The sequence below is a fragment of the Niallia circulans genome (genome assembly GCF_007273535.1).
Taxonomy (GTDB): Bacteria; Bacillota; Bacilli; order Bacillales; family Cytobacillaceae; genus Niallia; species Niallia circulans_B.
Map to the genome: position 1 here is coordinate 3,615,783 of NZ_RIBP01000004.1, position 16,738 is coordinate 3,632,520.

General features: G+C 38.0%; 22 protein-coding genes. 2 read left to right on the plus strand and 20 right to left on the minus strand.

Features of this window, described 5'->3' with window-relative positions:
- Positions 1–2 precede the first annotated feature (2 nt).
- The 10 genes from ftsL to CEQ21_RS26030 all read right to left on the minus strand — a co-directional run bounded on the left by ftsL (position 3) and on the right by CEQ21_RS26030 (position 7,543).
- Entirely contained in the window at positions 3–359 is a 357-nt protein-coding gene (gene ftsL / locus CEQ21_RS25985; protein WP_185767035.1) for a cell division protein FtsL, read from the minus strand.
- A gap of 19 nt (positions 360–378) precedes the next feature.
- Positions 379–1,311, minus strand: coding sequence for a 16S rRNA (cytosine(1402)-N(4))-methyltransferase RsmH (gene rsmH / locus CEQ21_RS25990; RefSeq protein WP_185767036.1), 933 nt, complete (start codon positions 1,309–1,311; stop codon positions 379–381).
- Positions 1,312–1,348: 37 nt separating this feature from the next.
- Positions 1,349–1,780, minus strand: coding sequence for a division/cell wall cluster transcriptional repressor MraZ (gene mraZ / locus CEQ21_RS25995; RefSeq protein WP_127734829.1), 432 nt, complete (start codon positions 1,778–1,780; stop codon positions 1,349–1,351).
- A 238-nt stretch (positions 1,781–2,018) separates the two neighbouring features.
- Positions 2,019–3,653 carry a bacillithiol biosynthesis cysteine-adding enzyme BshC gene (gene bshC, locus CEQ21_RS26000; protein ID WP_185767037.1) on the minus strand — a complete coding sequence of 545 codons (1,635 nt, stop codon included), beginning with the start codon at positions 3,651–3,653 and terminating at the stop codon, positions 2,019–2,021.
- Between the two features lie 181 nt (positions 3,654–3,834).
- Positions 3,835–4,227: a DUF3397 domain-containing protein gene (locus CEQ21_RS26005; protein WP_185767038.1), complete on the minus strand. Its 393-nt coding sequence runs from the start codon at positions 4,225–4,227 to the stop codon at positions 3,835–3,837.
- Complete coding sequence (locus CEQ21_RS26010; RefSeq protein WP_185767039.1) at positions 4,227–5,150, minus strand: 2-dehydropantoate 2-reductase; 924 nt, start codon at positions 5,148–5,150, stop codon at positions 4,227–4,229. Before CEQ21_RS26010 ends, CEQ21_RS26005 begins: the two co-directional genes overlap by 1 nt.
- Before the next feature lie 287 nt (positions 5,151–5,437).
- Positions 5,438–6,001 carry an RsfA family transcriptional regulator gene (locus tag CEQ21_RS26015; protein ID WP_185767040.1) on the minus strand — a complete coding sequence of 188 codons (564 nt, stop codon included), beginning with the start codon at positions 5,999–6,001 and terminating at the stop codon, positions 5,438–5,440.
- A gap of 179 nt (positions 6,002–6,180) precedes the next feature.
- A complete protein-coding gene (locus CEQ21_RS26020; RefSeq protein WP_185767041.1) occupies positions 6,181–6,636 on the minus strand; it encodes a 2-thiouracil desulfurase family protein in 456 nt (151 codons plus the stop codon).
- A gap of 125 nt (positions 6,637–6,761) precedes the next feature.
- On the minus strand, positions 6,762–6,935 hold the full coding sequence (rpmF, locus tag CEQ21_RS26025) for a 50S ribosomal protein L32 (protein ID WP_016200993.1): 174 nt from the start codon (positions 6,933–6,935) through the stop codon (positions 6,762–6,764).
- A gap of 98 nt (positions 6,936–7,033) precedes the next feature.
- Positions 7,034–7,543 carry a YceD family protein gene (locus CEQ21_RS26030; RefSeq protein WP_185767042.1) on the minus strand — a complete coding sequence of 170 codons (510 nt, stop codon included), beginning with the start codon at positions 7,541–7,543 and terminating at the stop codon, positions 7,034–7,036.
- Positions 7,544–7,856: 313 nt separating this feature from the next.
- Between CEQ21_RS26030 and CEQ21_RS26035 the strand changes: the two genes are divergently transcribed.
- Positions 7,857–9,065 carry a nucleotidyltransferase gene (locus tag CEQ21_RS26035; RefSeq protein ID WP_185767043.1) on the plus strand — a complete coding sequence of 403 codons (1,209 nt, stop codon included), beginning with the start codon at positions 7,857–7,859 and terminating at the stop codon, positions 9,063–9,065.
- Between the two features lie 32 nt (positions 9,066–9,097).
- On the opposite strand, the gene CEQ21_RS26040 is transcribed toward CEQ21_RS26035, so the two are convergent.
- Positions 9,098–9,889, minus strand: coding sequence for a patatin-like phospholipase family protein (locus tag CEQ21_RS26040; RefSeq protein WP_185767044.1), 792 nt, complete (start codon positions 9,887–9,889; stop codon positions 9,098–9,100).
- Positions 9,890–10,025: 136 nt separating this feature from the next.
- Here CEQ21_RS26040 and ylbJ point away from each other — a divergent pair, with 136 nt between their 5' ends.
- On the plus strand, positions 10,026–11,252 hold the full coding sequence (ylbJ, locus tag CEQ21_RS26045) for a sporulation integral membrane protein YlbJ (protein WP_185767045.1): 1,227 nt from the start codon (positions 10,026–10,028) through the stop codon (positions 11,250–11,252).
- A 40-nt stretch (positions 11,253–11,292) separates the two neighbouring features.
- Here ylbJ and coaD read toward each other — a convergent pair whose 3' ends face one another.
- From coaD to CEQ21_RS26090, 9 genes are all read right to left on the minus strand, one after another.
- Positions 11,293–11,784, minus strand: coding sequence for a pantetheine-phosphate adenylyltransferase (coaD, locus tag CEQ21_RS26050; protein WP_127734861.1), 492 nt, complete (start codon positions 11,782–11,784; stop codon positions 11,293–11,295).
- A complete protein-coding gene (gene rsmD / locus CEQ21_RS26055) occupies positions 11,785–12,357 on the minus strand; it encodes a 16S rRNA (guanine(966)-N(2))-methyltransferase RsmD (protein ID WP_185767429.1) in 573 nt (190 codons plus the stop codon). It abuts the gene before it with no gap.
- Between the two features lie 400 nt (positions 12,358–12,757).
- Positions 12,758–13,033, minus strand: a complete 276-nt coding sequence (locus CEQ21_RS26060; RefSeq protein WP_127734864.1) for a YlbG family protein — start codon at positions 13,031–13,033, stop codon at positions 12,758–12,760.
- A gap of 148 nt (positions 13,034–13,181) precedes the next feature.
- Positions 13,182–13,628 (minus strand): YlbF/YmcA family competence regulator, encoded by a 447-nt coding sequence (locus tag CEQ21_RS26065; protein ID WP_185767046.1) that lies wholly within the window; start codon positions 13,626–13,628, stop codon positions 13,182–13,184.
- Positions 13,629–13,720: 92 nt separating this feature from the next.
- A complete protein-coding gene (locus CEQ21_RS26070; protein ID WP_185767047.1) occupies positions 13,721–14,125 on the minus strand; it encodes a hypothetical protein in 405 nt (134 codons plus the stop codon).
- 92 nt (positions 14,126–14,217) lie between these two features.
- A complete protein-coding gene (locus CEQ21_RS26075) occupies positions 14,218–14,457 on the minus strand; it encodes a YlbE-like family protein (RefSeq protein WP_185767048.1) in 240 nt (79 codons plus the stop codon).
- A 15-nt stretch (positions 14,458–14,472) separates the two neighbouring features.
- A complete protein-coding gene (locus tag CEQ21_RS26080) occupies positions 14,473–14,895 on the minus strand; it encodes a YlbD family protein (RefSeq protein WP_185767049.1) in 423 nt (140 codons plus the stop codon).
- A gap of 131 nt (positions 14,896–15,026) precedes the next feature.
- Complete coding sequence (locus CEQ21_RS26085) at positions 15,027–16,064, minus strand: CAP domain-containing protein (RefSeq protein ID WP_328593495.1); 1,038 nt, start codon at positions 16,062–16,064, stop codon at positions 15,027–15,029.
- Between the two features lie 126 nt (positions 16,065–16,190).
- Entirely contained in the window at positions 16,191–16,658 is a 468-nt protein-coding gene (locus CEQ21_RS26090; RefSeq protein ID WP_185767050.1) for a DUF420 domain-containing protein, read from the minus strand.
- Between the last annotated feature and the right edge of the window lie 80 nt (positions 16,659–16,738).

A 16,738-nucleotide genomic window follows, 5' to 3' on the forward strand; every position in this document is an offset into this window, starting at 1 on the left:
TTTTATTGCACAACCTTTACATTATCTTTGCTGAAATCAAGGCCAAGTTTTTCTGCGACATCCCTAATTCTTTCAAAGCTGCTCAAATCCTTTACTTCTATATCCAATTCCTTATTGGACTTTTCAAGCTTGGAAATAGAGCCCTCTGCAATCTGGATGTCCTTGTTCACTTGATAGATTTCTGCTTGGTTGCTGACAATCTTCACACCGCCAAAACACAGCAATGCGACGAAAGCAACCCCAATTAGCTTTTCTCCAGGAGATAATAATGATTTAGTCTGCTTTAATACCTTTTTAACTGTTTGTTTTTCTTCATGCTGAAACTCTTCCTGCTGAAGCTTTCGCGCTAAATTGCTCATTCGTATACCTCCTAAAGTTTTATAATTTTTCTGCTATGCGAAGCTTCGCAGATCTTGCTCTATTATTTTCTTCAAGCTCTTCGTCAGACGGAACGATCGGCTTTCTAGTAACAAGCTTTAGTTCTGGCTGAAACTCAGCTGGAATGATCGGTAGTCCTGGCGGTAAATCAGGCAAATCACTCGCCTTTTTGAAAGCAGCTTTACAAATTCTATCTTCAAGGGAATGGAAAGTGATGACGCTAATTCTTCCGCCTTGGTTTAACAAAGATATAGCTTGTCCAATAGAATCCTCAAAAACGCCAAGTTCATCATTTACTGCGATTCTTATCGCTTGAAAAACTCTTTTAGCTGGATGTCCGCCTTTTCTCCTTGCAGGAGCGGGAATAGCATCCTTAATTAATTCAACAAGCTCACCTGTTGTTTCAACAGGCTTTGTTTCTCTTGCCGCTTCAATCTTGCGTGCAATTTGCTTGGAAAACTTCTCTTCCCCATAACGGAAAAATATTCTGACTAAATCCTCGTATTTCCAATTATTCACAACTTCATATGCAGAAATATCCGCATCACTGTCCATTCTCATATCGAGAGGAGCATCATGATGATAACTGAAGCCTCTTTCTGGTGTGTCGAGCTGTGGAGAGGAAACACCTAAATCGTAAAGAACACCATCCACATTTGTAATACCTAAATTATGTATTTCTTCTTTAAGATTACTGAAGTTGCTTTTGACGATTGTCAGCTTGTCCTTATAACGCTCAAGCTTTTTCTCAGCATTCATAATCGCTGTCTCATCCTGGTCAAATGCAATAAGTCTGCCTTTGTCGGATAGTTTGGATAGAATCAGCTCACTATGACCTGCTCCACCAAGTGTACAGTCGACATAAATGCCATCTGGTTGTATATTTAAGCCGTCAACGGCCTCATTCAGCAATACTGTAGTATGTTTAAACATGTTGTCCACCTGTCTATAGATTTTTCAAAAAACGTTTCTAAATATCAAAGCCAATCATATTTTCTGCAATTTCTGCAAAAGAATCCTCAGATTCGGAAAAATAATCTTCCCATAGGGATTTGCTCCAAATCTCGATGCGATTAGACACGCCTAGAATAACACATTCCTTCTCTAGCTTTGCATATTGCATTAATGGAGAAGCAATATTGATGCGCCCTTGTTTATCAAGCTCGCAGTCTGTGGCCCCTGAAAAAAAGAACCTTGTAAATGCCCGAGCATCCTTCTTTGTTAAAGGAAGGGCTTTTAATTTCTCTTCTATTATTTCCCATTCTGAGAGTGGGTATCCGAATAAGCATTGATCAAGTCCGCGGGTTAAAATAAAGGTTTCACCTAAATGCTCCCTAAATTTTGCAGGTACGATCAAACGACCTTTAGCATCAACATTATGATGATATTCGCCCATAAACATACCTGTTACCCCCACTTTCTAACCTCAATGTACCACAATCCCCCACTTTCCACCACTGATAAATAAATTCTATCTGGATTATTCATTTCCTGCAAGAGATATCCTAGTTTTTTTACAAGCAAATTTTGCATATTCGCCTTTTATTTCGGCAGTTTTACTTATAAATTGAAGTAAAATGTTTGATTATGCCTGATAAACGCAGAAAAAGCTGCCCTATTTAACAGGACAGCTTCAAATATTACATTTTAACGACCTTATGTGTGCCATCAAACTCCATTGGCAGCTTAAGAACGTCTTCAAGGAAATCTAAACCAAAATGATTTAAGAAGTAGAATATGTTCCACACACGTTCCTGAGGTATACCATCAGGTCTTATACATCGTTCAATGCGATGAAACTTGTTTAAAATTACTTCATGCTTATTCTTAAGCTCCAATTCTACCTTCTTAGCAAGAAAATCAACTTGATTTTGCAGTAGACCTTCATTTTTTTTAAGAATTGGAAGCAAGCCTTTCATATCACTTTCCATCTCAGCCTGCAAATCCGTATATTTATCAGCAATATCCTTCTTAAGCTGTGTGAGCAGTAAATCCACTTTATCATTACTTACAGATGCCAAAAAGGTACTGCAGGCTTCTTCTGTACCTGATTTAATTACATCTGATAATTCTAACCCTAGCTCCTCCAAATCAGCCTCTACGCATCTTTCTAACAAGGTAATGTTAAGACGTGGGACAATCGGCGGCATTTTTATGTTCATTTGTTCAAATGCTTGTTTTAATTCAGCCCAATAAGCAATTTCACCAGGACCACCTATAAATGCTAATGTCGGAAACAGCAAATCCTGCATAATTGGTCTTGTTACCACATTATTGCTGAGCTTATGGGGAAATTCACTCGCGATTTCCTTCAGCTCAGCCATAGTGAAATGCACCGATTGATCCTTACCAACAAACTGATGCTTTTCTTCATCATATGTAAGCAGAATTCTCTCTGAATTGTCCTCATCATAATAAAATAAGTTGACTGGATTTTCACTCATCTCAATAACAGTTGCATAGCCGCTTTCCTTAACAAATGATTGCTGCTTGCTGACTGCTTCACCAATTTCTTTAAATTGACTGATTTGATTCAAGAATATTTCTTTCTCAAGCATCCGTAAATCTTTATTTCCTGAATCAACAATAAGCAAACCAAATTTAGAAAATAGCTGCATCACTAAATAACTGAACACATCGACAAATGTCTCAGAAGCTTCTGCCGCTTCCTTAACTAGTGCAAGCAAATCATTTGAATGCGTTGTTTCCCCGTCAGCCATAATAAGCTTCTCGGCCCACGCATGAAAAACTTCCTTATCTAATTCAATGTCCGAAGCCATCTTTTTTTCGATTACCCTTTGCGGGTATGTTTTTCTCACCATTTTTTCACTGCCTGGTACAAATACATGATTTACTTCTAAGTAATCATGGTCCTCCCCAGCAATCCAGAACACAGGAATGACAGGAATGCTCAAGTCTTTTTCCTTTTTGTCTGCAAGCAGTATAATGCTGATAATTTTATGTATGGAATATAAAGGCCCTGTAAGAATACCTGCTTGCTGTCCCCCAATAACAACAACACTGTTGTCCTCTCTCAAGCGAGCAATGTTTTGCTGTACTTTGTCTGATTGAGGAAATGCTCTCATATAACCAGCAATATGATCTGCCAATTCATTTCTCATGAATTGCCTTTTCTCCAGTTCCTTCACCCTTTGTATATAGCTCTCATTATCACTATAAGTATAATGATAAAAATTCTTCACTTTATCGACCTGTGATAAATAATCTGTCGCAAACTGATTCCCCGCTGGTAACGAGAGATTTACCATCTCCATTTATGTACTTCCTTTCTTAACAAAAGTTTCAATTATTATTCGTTTAATAAAGTCCATTGTAATAATCATTGTTTATATAATAACCCAATCTTTACATACATAGAGAGTATAGCACTCTCCATAAAAAAAAGAAAAAGACTTTGCTTAAAAATTGTCTTTTTCTTTTCTATATGCATCTGTGTTATATGCCGAACTGTTTCATTACATAGTAAACGAGGCCGTATGCCATCAAAAAAAGGTAAGCACAAAAAAAGAGCAGGAAATTAATTCGCCAAAATCCTCGAAAGACTTTTCGATAGACAATCTCCTGTTTTATCTTCCAATGAAGGATAACAATGAAAACACCTATAAATAGGATAACTAGTAATATATAAGATAACAGCGATTTCCCCCAAATAGAAACGATTAAGAAATGGACAGAGATAATAAAAAAAAGTGTGCTGATATCTAATGCAAAGTTTACAGACAGTCTGTGCTTTTTCGTAATTTGTTTACACAGGATAAAAATAAGAAGATAGCATATGATGGGAAACGCTACGAAAAAACTGATGACTGCTGAAGTGAATTGAAACATCAAATCCCCCCTTTCTTTTCTTGTTCCTTGCCTTTAAGCATTTCATAAAATGCTGCTGATAATGGTGCATGCTTGTCCTTCTTTGCAGCTAGTGCCAACACATATCCTAAAATAGCATCAATTTCTGTTTTTCTCCCCGACTCAAGGTCCTTTAACATGGAGGATTTATTTGCACCTGTTTGCTTAATGACTTGCCAAACATACTGCTTAATAACTGCTTTTTGGTCATTACTCCATTCAAAAATTTCCGTAATTTCCTCCATAAATGGCATGAGAAGGCGTACATAATGCTTATTTTCAATAAGCTTCCCATTATTGATTTCCAAGATAGTTGTCAACGTATTGACCAAGCAATTCACAACCAGTTTTTTTTGCATCATCCATAATAGGTCTGTCTGCATTTGCAGCTCAAAATTCGGGATACTGGTCTCTGTTAGCCTTTCTCCTATCTTGCTTGAACGAGTCTTACCGTAAAAAGGTAGACTAGCAATTTGGATAGGACCAACTCCAGCATGCCTTATATTCGCTCCATCAAGCTTCATCACGCCGTGCTCTACTATACCAACATATAATTCTTCCACAGTTAGTTCTTCTAATGCTTGTAAATGTCCCATCCCATTTTGAAGGAACAAAAGTGCACGGATATCATCAGACAACTTCTTCACCTGTTTCATGACAGGCTCTAGTTGATACTGTTTAACAGTTATAATAGTGAGGTCACCTGAACCATCCCAATTTTCAAAAAGTTCTACACTGAAGTGATGCTTTTCCACCTTATCTCCAAGTGAAATAGATAGTCCATTTTCTCTTAATTGGTCTCTTTGGCTCGCTGTTCGAACATACACGGTCACTTTATGTTTTGGTGCTAGATATGCTGCACAAAGCAGGCCGATAGCACCGCCGCCGATAATGCTTATTTTCATTTCAACACCTTTTTCCCCTGTATACTTAATTGATCTGTAATATTATCTTAACATTTTCTAGCTAAATTAGTAGCAATTAAGGTAAAAGTACCTATAAATATCCTATGTTAACCGTTTCAAGCAGGTATATGGGATACAAATTAGCTATTTAACGCAATATGTTTCACCCTATTAAAAGACGGACCACCAATATAATAGCTTATTAAACGGGAGTGAGTTAAGACAAATAAACCCCTTTAAACATTTTATGTACAAAAGTTTAAAGGGGTGGATTTATTATATGCATGCTAGGCGTTTTGTTGTTTTTCCTCTTCTTTAAATACAACCATTTTTCGGGCTTTTTCCATCAATTCCACAAGAGCTTTATATGCTTCTTCGATTGTTTGCAGTTCCTTTTGTAGCTTTTGGTTCTCATTATATAGTTCACTATATTTGGCCTCAAGCTCTGCAGATTTTTCTTTTACAGCATCATCATTGTAATGCTCCTCATACTTTAACGATTTATCATAAATACTTTTCAAATATTGCAAAATCTCTTCAAAGTCTTTATCCTCTTTAAATTCAGCAGTACTTTCTTGCACAGAAACTTCTTCAACCGGCTCTTCCACGAGAATAAAGCCTTTTTTCAGCTGTTTTCGTTGACTTTTCGCTAACTCTATAGCTGGTTTATATTGTTTTCGCACATAAGAGTTCCACCGAAACCCGCATGCAGCACTTGTTCTTGATAACAGCTTCCCTACTTCCTCAAACGCTTGAAGCTGCGTACCACCCTCTCTAATTAATCGTAGCACTACTTCTGCTAGCAGTATGTCCTCATCCTTTGACCAAGCATCTTGTCTTGTTGTTGTCATCAGTAAATCCCTCCTAGTGTTTTTACCATACATATGCATCTACTAGAAAAGATAGACTGATATTTGCTCTTTTAGAAAAAAAATGTTTAAAATACAGCTAGAAAGATAACTGACATGTCTTAATAGGGCTTGAACTTGCCCCGTTATGCGCTCATATAAGGCAGCTATTCCAAACAAAGCTAGTCTATTAAGGCTAATTCCAGCTCTGATATAACTTGTATTCCTTCTCTTCTTAGCAGCGCTGTTGTAACTCCTGCACCGTTACACTTAATCCCTTCAAAATTACCATTATATATTTGGCTGCTGCCACAGGATGGACTGTTTTCTTTAAGAACAACTGTATTTGCTTGGAGCTGCTGTACGATTTCAAGAGTCTTAAAGGCACCTGCCAAATACAGCTCTGTCACATTAATTCCCTTTTTATCTACTACAGCCGCTGTGCCATCAAGAACATCGTAGCCATTGCCTCCTTTAATTTCAGCAGGCTCCCTTGGTGTCTGAAATCCTCCTAGCAATTCTGGACAAACAGCTACTGCACGTCCGTTTTCGATTAGCTCTGTGATTTTTTCATCAAGACTGTCTGTGCCGTTATATCTTACTTTCATTCCTGCTAAACATGAACTGACTACAATCATACCAGAAAACCCCTCCTGCAATTCGCTACTAGGTATTTCTATTATACATAAAATAACAATAATTTTTTCTTAAAAATCACAAAAAAGCACCAGACTATTGTCCGGTGCTTTTTTGAAAAGGAAAATTAGTTGCTTACAACTTCTTTACCTTTGTATGTTCCGCAAGCGCTACATACGCGGTGAGCAAGTTTCATTTCACCACAGTTAGGGCATTCTACCATACCAGGCACTTGTAATTTAAAATGTGTACGACGTTTTCTTTTTGCAGTTTTAGATGTTCTTCTAAAAGGTACAGCCATTCTTCCCACCTCCTTAAAGAGTATTAAGAAAGTCTTGAGAGCAGATAAATCCATTCTCAGGTTTTCTTTTGTGTCCTTAACCGTTAAGCAAGGACTGGTTACTCATTTTCAAAAAATTTCGCAAGACCAGCAAGCCGCGGATCAACCTTCTCCGTTTGAACCTGCTCGTGGATAACTTCCCAATCCCTTCCGGACTGAGGAGCTCCTTCTTCTGTATCGTCTTCACAGAATACTTGCATTGGTACTTCAAGTAAAAGAATTTCTTCAATAATTGGCAATACGTCAATTACATCGCCTTTTACTTGATGAACTTCCTCTTCTCCTGTTTCATATTCTGAAACATTTAAAAGGAAAGTTTCTGTCGTTTCTACATTAATTGGATAATCCACGTCTACTAAAGTACGAGAGCAAGGTAATACTAAATGACCTTGTATTTTTAAATGAAAAGTCACTTTCTTTGAATCAATATCTGTTCTTCCTGTAATATGCATAGGAGATACACGTCTTATGGAGGAATCAACTTCCTTAATTCCATCCACGTTTATTGTTTCATCAATAGATAATCCCTTACTTCGGTATTTTTGTAACTGGCTTAACGTCCATTTCATATATATCACCCCAAGGCAACAAAGGTAATTATAGCTTTCATATAATTATTTGTCAATATTTTTTCTTTACACTATCTTTTTGTATTTTGCATTTCAAAATGGAATTCAAAAATACTTTTTACAAATAGTATACTGCTGTTTCTATTCTACCTAGAAAAGAAGGAATTGCAACTATTCTGGCTGTAATTTTCACCAGAACAAGATTGTTTATTTTGGAGGTGCTTTGCGCATCCCTTTTATATCATGTATTCTAAAATAAAAATAGTAGGTAAAGCCATTACTTTTTTTGAGAGAACTTTTAAGGAGATTCAAAATGAAAGCTGTTGGTATTATTGTCGAATATAATCCATTTCATAATGGACATTTACATCATATCCAAAAAGCAAAGGAATTATCAAATGCAGATATTGTCATAGCTGTCATGAGCGGGCCGTTCCTGCAGCGTGGTGAGCCTGCCCTGCTGTCAAAATGGCATAGAGCAGAAATGGCCCTTTCTGGCGGAGTTGATCTCGTTATTGAATTACCTTATGCATTCAGCACACAGCATGCAACTATATTTGCACAAGGAGCGGTACAGCTTCTCGACAGTATGGGCTGTGATGCCATCTGTTTTGGAAGTGAATCAGGAGACATTCTAAAATTTATTAATACATATTATCTTTTGACTAAGAACAAGGATGTTTTTAATACAAACATAAAAAAACATCTGCAGGCGGGCTCCAGTTATCCCAAAGCAATGGCGGCAACCTTCACAGAAATGACAAGCACGGAAGATGTCGTTGATTTGACATTACCAAACAATATTTTGGGCTTTGAGTATGTGAAGGCAGTCCTATCACTATCCTTACCAATAGAAATTCATACGGTACAGCGTCTCAATGCTGGGTATCATGATAAGTTTTTCACGTCTGATACAATTGCCAGTGCTACTAGCATACGCAAGGAAATCATCGAAGGAAACAGCCTTGACACTATTACACCGTATATAAATGCTGCTACTTTGAAAATATTACAGGATTATAAACAAAGGTTTGCTACTTTTCACGAATGGGAAAAATACTGGCCATATCTTAAATTCAGACTGATGCAAATGACTTCCACTGAGTTGCAGACCATATATGAAGTGGAAGAAGGAATTGAGAATCGCATTTTGGCTGTCTACGAAAAAGCGAGTTCGTTTCAAGAGTTCATTTCCTTGCTTAAAACAAAACGATACACATGGACTAGGCTGCAGCGCATTTGCGTCCACATTCTCACAAATACAAAAAAAGAAGAAATGAATGCAAACAATACACCAGCCTATCTCCGCTTACTTGGAAGCTCTAAACAAGGGAGAGCCTATTTAAAGGATAGAAAAAAGGCACTGAAGCTGCCGCTTATCAGCAAACTTTCTTCGTTTCAGCATAACCAAATAGACTTGGATATCAGGGCAGCCTCTATTTATACATTAGCTGCACAGACTTCCCATCAAAAAACGCTGTTAGCAATGGAATACAGTCAACCGCCGATTATGAAAAATTAGCCAAAAAGGACAAAAGGAATGCCGAAATACGGTCATTCCTTTTGTCCTTTTTTCCACTTAGCGATTTCTTTTTGAATAGAGCTAATATGATGTCGCGCCTCTTCCTCTCCTCGTTCAATAATTTTCTCTAAATCTGTAAATGCTTTACTGTTAAACATTTCGACTTGTGGTCGTATCATAAAGTCACTTGCTACTTCTCGGTTATTAACAAGCTCCCGCTGCATGATGTCTATACTGCGCATGATGACATCATAAATTGAGCCTATTTCCGCATCATTTGCTACATTTGCTACATCTACAGCAATAATTAAGTCTGCACCCATTTCCTTCACAACGGATACAGGTATTCTGTCAATAACCCCTCCATCCACAAGGAGCCGCCCGTCCATTTTCTCCGGCACAAAAATCCCAGGTATCGAAATACTGGCCCTGACAGCTTCTGCAATCGGTCCCTTCTTAAAGACAACCTTTTCTCCTAACGACAAGTCTGTTGCCACGATAGCGATTGGAATATCCAATTCTTCAATGTTTTTTCCATATGTGAACAGATGAATAAGCTCCTTCACTTTATTACCTGCTATAAATCCCATCCTTGGCAATGTGAAGTCAAGATAGAATTTGCGTTTAAAAAACTTGGAAATAAAATAGAGTCTGTCAATATCACTCCCAGCCGCATACAAGGAAGCAACAATCGCACCAATGCTGCTTCCTGCTATATAATCTATTGGAATATTAGCCTCCTTTAATATTTTTATAACTCCAATATGCGCAAATCCCCTGGCACCGCCGGAACCAAGAGCCAATCCAATTTTTGGTCGCTTCATTGAGGAATACCCTCCAATTATTTAATTTGCTCATAGTAATCTTATGGTCTTTTTTTTCTTCTTATGAGTATATTGTTTGGTAGAGGGCTATGGGACGAGTTTAGAAAAATCATTTTTTAAGGGAGGGAATATATCCTTGTATCGTTCGAGAGTGAAAACCATAATTCTAGCTGGCTCAGCTTCTTTTTTAGCTTTTGCCCTAGTATCATTCCCAGCAACAGCAGTCGAGGCATCAAAGGACGGTTTAAACACATGGTGGACAATCGTGTTCCCATCCTTGCTTCCTTTTCTTATTTTATCTGAAGTGTTGATCGGTTTTGGCGTTGTTCGATTTTTAGGTGTTCTATTAGAGCCTATTATGCGCCCGCTTTTTAAAGTACCAGGTGTCGGAGGGTTTGTGTGGGCTATGGGAATGGTATCTGGTTTCCCGACAGGCGCAAAATTGACCGCTAGATTACGGGAGGAGAAGCAGCTGACGAAGCTAGAGGCTGAACGGCTTGTTTCATTCTCAAACGCATCCAACCCAATGTTCATCATCGGCGCTGTCTCTGCTGCCTTCTTTCATAATCCAAAGCTTGGCTTCCTGCTTGCAGCAACACACTATTTGGCGAATTTCACTGTTGGTCTCTGCATGAGGTTTTATGGATCTGACGAGAAGCCGACACATAAAAGAAAAGAAACATCCATCCCGTCTTTAAAGCGTGCAATGCGGGAGCTTCATCATACTCGCTTAAAGGATAAGCGTCCATTAGGTAAGCTTCTTGGTGATGCTGTAACATCTTCTATACAGTCTCTTTTAATGATAGGCGGCTTTATCATTTTATTTTCCGTTATCAACCGTTTGTTATTTCACTTACAAGTGACATCCCTTTTAGCAGGTGGTGTGGAGAAATTTTTTGATCTCTTTTCCTTCTCGAGCGCCTTGTCGATTCCGTTCATTGCAGGTATATTTGAAATCACGCTTGGAAGCAAATTGACAAGCGGTGTGGAAACGAGCACATTAATGCATCAGGCCATTGTAACAAGCATGATTCTTGGTTTTTGTGGCTTAAGTGTGCAAGCACAGGTTGCCAGCATCCTGGCACAAACAGACATCAGCTTTAAACCATTCTTTTTCGCAAGGATACTACAGGCATTGTTCGCAAGCATCTATACTTACTTGTTCTGGGACGTATTCAGCAGCCGTTTCCTTGAAGACAATAAGCCTGCTTTTGCGATGCCTGACTTTATAAATGATACTAGTTGGCTTGCTGCAGCAACAGAAAAATGGATGGAGGCGGGTCCCGCATTCACCATCATCTGTTTATCGATATATGTAGTTGTATTATTTATTAGACTTCCATGGAGAAAGCGGACTATTTAAATAAAAAAAGGCTTGTGAAGATCCTTCACAAGCCTTTTGTCTATCCTTTTAACTGACGGAATTTTTCCTTCAATGCGCTTTCCACAGTTGGCGGCACAAGTTCAGATATATCCCCATCATATTTACTGACCTCTTTCACAATACTTGAACTCAAGAAGGAATATTGATTATTAGTCATAACAAAAAATGTTTCAATTTCATCTGACAATACTCTATTCATTGACGTGATTTGCATTTCGTATTCAAAGTCAGAAACAGCACGAAGGCCACGAATAATTGCAGTTGCGTTAACGCTCTTCGCATATTCAATAAGAAGGCCTTCATAGGAGGAGACGGTAACATTCGGAATGTCCTTTGTTACTTCCTTTATTAGCTCCAGTCTTTCCTGCACAGAGAAAAACGGTTTTTTCGATGAATTGTTTAATACACATACATAAATTTGATCAAAAACCTTTGCCCCTCGTTTAATTATATCAATATGACCGTTTGTTATTGGGTCAAAGCTGCCAGGACATACTGCAATACTAGCCATTTATGTATATTCCTCCACATCTGTTTGTTTTGAATAGATAGAAACGGCAATAATCCCATACTTTTCATGCTTAACTTGTTCAAGATTACCAATCTTGTCTGGAAGACTGATTTCAGATCCGTGCTCACACACAATTACACCATCGTTTGCAAGCAGCCCTTCTCCATCAATAGTTGTCACTAGTTTTTCCAATTGCTGTTTTTTATATGGCGGATCTAAAAATATGTAATCAAAAACAGCCTCTCTTTTTATGAGTGCCTTAATCGCCCTCTCTGCATCATTGCGATAAACCTCAGAATTGTCTTCCAATCTGCAAGCAGCAATATTTGTCTTAATCGTATGTATTGCTTTGCCATCTTTATCTACAAAAATGATTTTGTCTAGCCCTCTGCTTAATGCTTCAATACCTAGCCCGCCACTTCCAGCAAAAAGGTCGAGCCCGACTCCGCCCTCAAAATAAGGACCAATCATATTAAAAATCGCTTCTTTTACTTTATCCGTAGTCGGTCTTGTCGAATTCCCAGGCACCGCCTTTAAAGAAATGCCCTTATTTATTCCTGAAACGACTCTCATCATACATCACCACTGAATTATTAGTTGTTATAACTTTACCAAGACTATCCTAACATAAACATTTCTGTGATTCCATATCACAAGCATTCTATATCATAAATTACATATAAAAAATGCTGTGCATTCACATTTTTTCTCTTCTTGCTCTCCTTTAACTAAAAAAAAAACAATCTGTTATGTATAAGGTGAGCATCCTTGGCAATACTGTAATTAACAGCATCTATTCGAGGATGTTGTTGCCAACCGCGGAGAAGACTTACGTTTCCCCATAAGTTCTTCCTCCGGTTTCTCCTCTCCCTTTACCTTCTTTCCTAAAAAGGATATAGAAGGAGCCTGCAAGCCGCTCGCTTGCAGGTTTTTTTTTCAAATAAAAAAAACTAAGAATTATTCTCAGTTTTTTTTATATACCCATCTTATAATCATACTCTTTCGCTTTATCCGGTTTGGAATTTTCAAACTCCATTTTCAAGAATGGTTTATAGGAAGGCTCCACTTTTTTTACAAAAGAGAAGGAGTTTAGCTTTTCCATTAATGCTTCTGCTTCATTTAAATTAGTGTAAAGCACCACATACTTTAATCTTTTGGATATATAGTGGACATTCCCATATCTGCGCAGCATTTTCGCCTGCTTCAACGAATAAAGGTAAACGACCAATCCTTGCCTCTGCCCTAGCATGGAATCCCCCCACTTCAATTTTTTTTATTTTAGCATAGCAATGTGAAAAAACATACTGAGTTATGCCATTTTCCAAAAAGGACAACATCACTAATGAATAATACATAAAAAGGCGATGAAGCTTAGATGTCATCATCGCCTTCCATCATTATGCTGAACAACTGCAGCTTCCTCCACTGCCGCAGCCTCCGCTGCAGCCTGAAAGCTCATCAAAGAATGGATTGCCTGTCGGAACTTTAACAAATTCAGAAACAGACTTACCAATGATGACACTTACTTCATCGAGCAATTTTTGCAAGTTGTTTTCCGCTATTTTAAATGCAGCTACATTTTCATCCATATCCATTTCCCTTTTGAGCTGTCTGATTTCCATCATGACCCGCTTATATTCAGGATGATATTTGCCGAAACGCTGCACTTCTTCATATAGTTCTTTCATTTCATTAAAAGAAATGATTTTGCTCTGTGTTTCTTTATCGGTGTAGAGGTTTGCCACACTCATTCGATATTGTTCTGCCACATCTGATTCCAATATCATTTCGGCAATGGACTCTGCCTCTTCTTGTATCATAATCATTTCGGTTGTAGCAAGCACTATTAGCTCACCTCCAATTCTCATTTTAACTGATAAGTGTGAGAAAAGAAAGCAATCTGTGCGAAAACAAGATGATAGCCTGCTATAAGTAATTAATTAACTACCACGTTAAACTCTTTTTCAAACACGTTTGTCCCTTTGCTGTTAACTATCTTAAAGCGTGCAAGATGCTGACCAGTTGCCACATTTCTGACGACAAATGCTGCACTGTTAAACACACCAGCTGGTTTCCCATCCAATGAAAGCATGATTTTCCCTGTTTCCTTGTCACTGTCTTCACGAAAGGAAATAGATGCTGCTTTACAATCAACATAAAGATTATTTCCTTTAACAAGATATTGGACAGTAACATCCTGTGGCATAGCAGCAGCATAAACCGTTTCATTCTTTAAGACTTGGGCTTGTCCCTCTACCCTAACTTTAGGATCTGGGACGTCATTATTACAGCCATTTAAAAGGAATAGAGCAGGAATACAAAACAATAGTATTTTTCTCATAAGGAACAGCTCCCTGACTAAGTACTTTTCGTTTAGTATTCGCTGCCACCACTCTTTTTACTCTATATAAATTATTTAGTTAGTTGAAAGTATCATGATTGAGCATTCATTGCTTGAAACATACTGAACATCATCGATGCCATCTGAACACCATTAGAGAATTTTTCCACACGGTGAGGAATTGTTTTTTTGTAATAATGCATGGAAGCAATTTCAAACCCTTGCAAATCACTTGGATTCCTGGATAATTCTCGGTACCAAAGAGGCTGTTCACGAATGAACTGCTGTAACTCTCTATTTTGCTCAATATATTCCTTTACGTTCTTTCTCATCTAAGTCCCCCACCTCTAGTCTTTTCGAAATGAAAAAGGTCCTGTTGGCTGTTGTGTTGTTTTCGTGCTTGTATTTTGAGAGCCTCCGCTGCTCGGAGAAAATTGCGAAATAACACCTTGTAATGTGCCAAGTGCCTGACTAATGTTAGCAATATAGCCTTGAACCTGGTTTTGATCCATGTTTTTCAAGGAATTCATCACTGTAGACATCCACACTGATTTGCTCGAATCAGTACCAGACTCTTCCTGCTTTCCTGCCTCCTGCCCTGCTGATAGAGTGCTGCTAAAGCGAGTATCTTCTTCTCCAAGCAAGTACCAATCTTCAAACAATCTTTGCCAAGTCGTGTCTCCCCTTCTTACTTCCTGTATAAGGTGGGGCTGTGTCTTAACGAAATCTTTGAATTGCTGAACAGAAGGATGTAGTTGCTTTTCTGACATGATCTTCACCTCTTTTACGTTACATATGCCTAACATACTATATGTATAGGCGCTCAAAAGGTGTCTTGCCTGCAAAATATTTTGGTCAAAAAAAAACACCCCAATTCCTTGACATTGGAGTGTTTAAAAGTTTACCATTTTTCAATAAAGTTTTGCGTATAGTATTTATTGTATACACCAACACCTAAATGGGTGAATTTCTCATTTAGAAGGCATTCTCTATGGCCTTTACTGTTGAGCCAGCCTTCCATGACAGCTGCGGCGTCAGTATAGCCTGCCGCTATATTTTCCCCTGCAAGCTGATAAAAGACATCTCCAGCCTTAAGCCTTTCCTCCAAGTCTCCGTTTTCAGCAGAAGTATGAGAAAAATCCTTTGTATCATACATATCAACACTATGTCCTAACGCAACATTTGCTGTATCTTCATCCCATTTAACTGAAGCTAATTTAAATCTGCTTCTAATAACGTTTGTAATATCTAATATTTGCCGTTCATTGCCATCCTCAACTGCTTCATTTTCCTTTACTTCAGATGCCGCTTCTAACAGCTCTCCTCTGTAAACAAGTTCATATGGTCTGATTTGAAGCAATGTCCTCGCATCCATATAACGTACACTTGATAACGTTCCTGTAAACTTATCGAAGTATAGCTGCATATAATAATCGCCCATTTTCACAAGTGGCCGGTTATTTATCTCGTCTTCTGAAAGTTCAAACCGATAGGAGGAGTCTTCATAATTTAAGCTGATATTCGTTTCAATTGGAGTCTTTTCATAAATATCGCCTACTTCTTCACCAATCTTATAAGGAGATATGTCGACATCTTGTCCGATTGCAAAAATCGTTACCACTTTATCATCAAGCACACCAACCTGAAAATATTTGGAGGAATCTTTATTGTAAATCCACCATTCATATTCATAATTGGATGGATCTTTTCTAGTTGGTTCTCCATATTTCTTAACAAGCTCCTTAGCAGTGCTGCCAATCATACTGCCAAGCCCTTCCTTCGGCACTGATATGGATGAGTCTTCGGAAGCTTCCTCTGACAAACCCTCATCCACCTTTGCAGAGTTCTTACCTTCATCTACAAGAGCATCAGAGCTATCGCGCGTTTCCGTAATACTTAAATAAAACCAGAATGCAAGCAATATAGAAATAATAATCACAATCCTGATTATCGTTTTCAGAGGCTGAACCCCCTCTCTACCATCATTTCTATCATTATATGTTTGCTACTTACTAAATAGTATAGCATTTCTCAAATAAAAATTGATAGACAATGGCTTTCTGTCTTAAAACCCTAGTATTGCTTTAATAACGGAAGTAGTCTCACCGCCATGATATATTACATATAGAAGCACATATACAGCAACACCTGTTATCGCTGTAAAAAACCATATAATGCTTGTGGTCGGTCCAAGTTTGCGATGGATATCATAGCGTTTTCTGTAGCCTGTTACGAGCATAGTGATGCCAAGTACTGCTCCCGTTGTCGCTAATGTTATATGGAAAATCAAAAATATGGTGTAATATATTTTGATATCATCTGGTCCGCCAAACGCTGTATTTCCAATAAAAATTGTTCTTGAAGCATAAATAATAAAGAAAACAACCGCACATACAGCTGCAATAAGCATTACTTTTTGGTGTGCTTCTATTTTCCTTTTTATTATCAAACCCCAACCGATTGCGACAAAAATCGCACTAAGTACAATGAAAGTAGTGCTAATAGTAGGTAAAACTGGTAGTGAATAGTTCATTTTCAAACCCTCTCTAATCAAATGTTATATCATTCAAGCCTCAAGACAGCCGTTTTTTCAAAAGCGTACCTTCTCACATA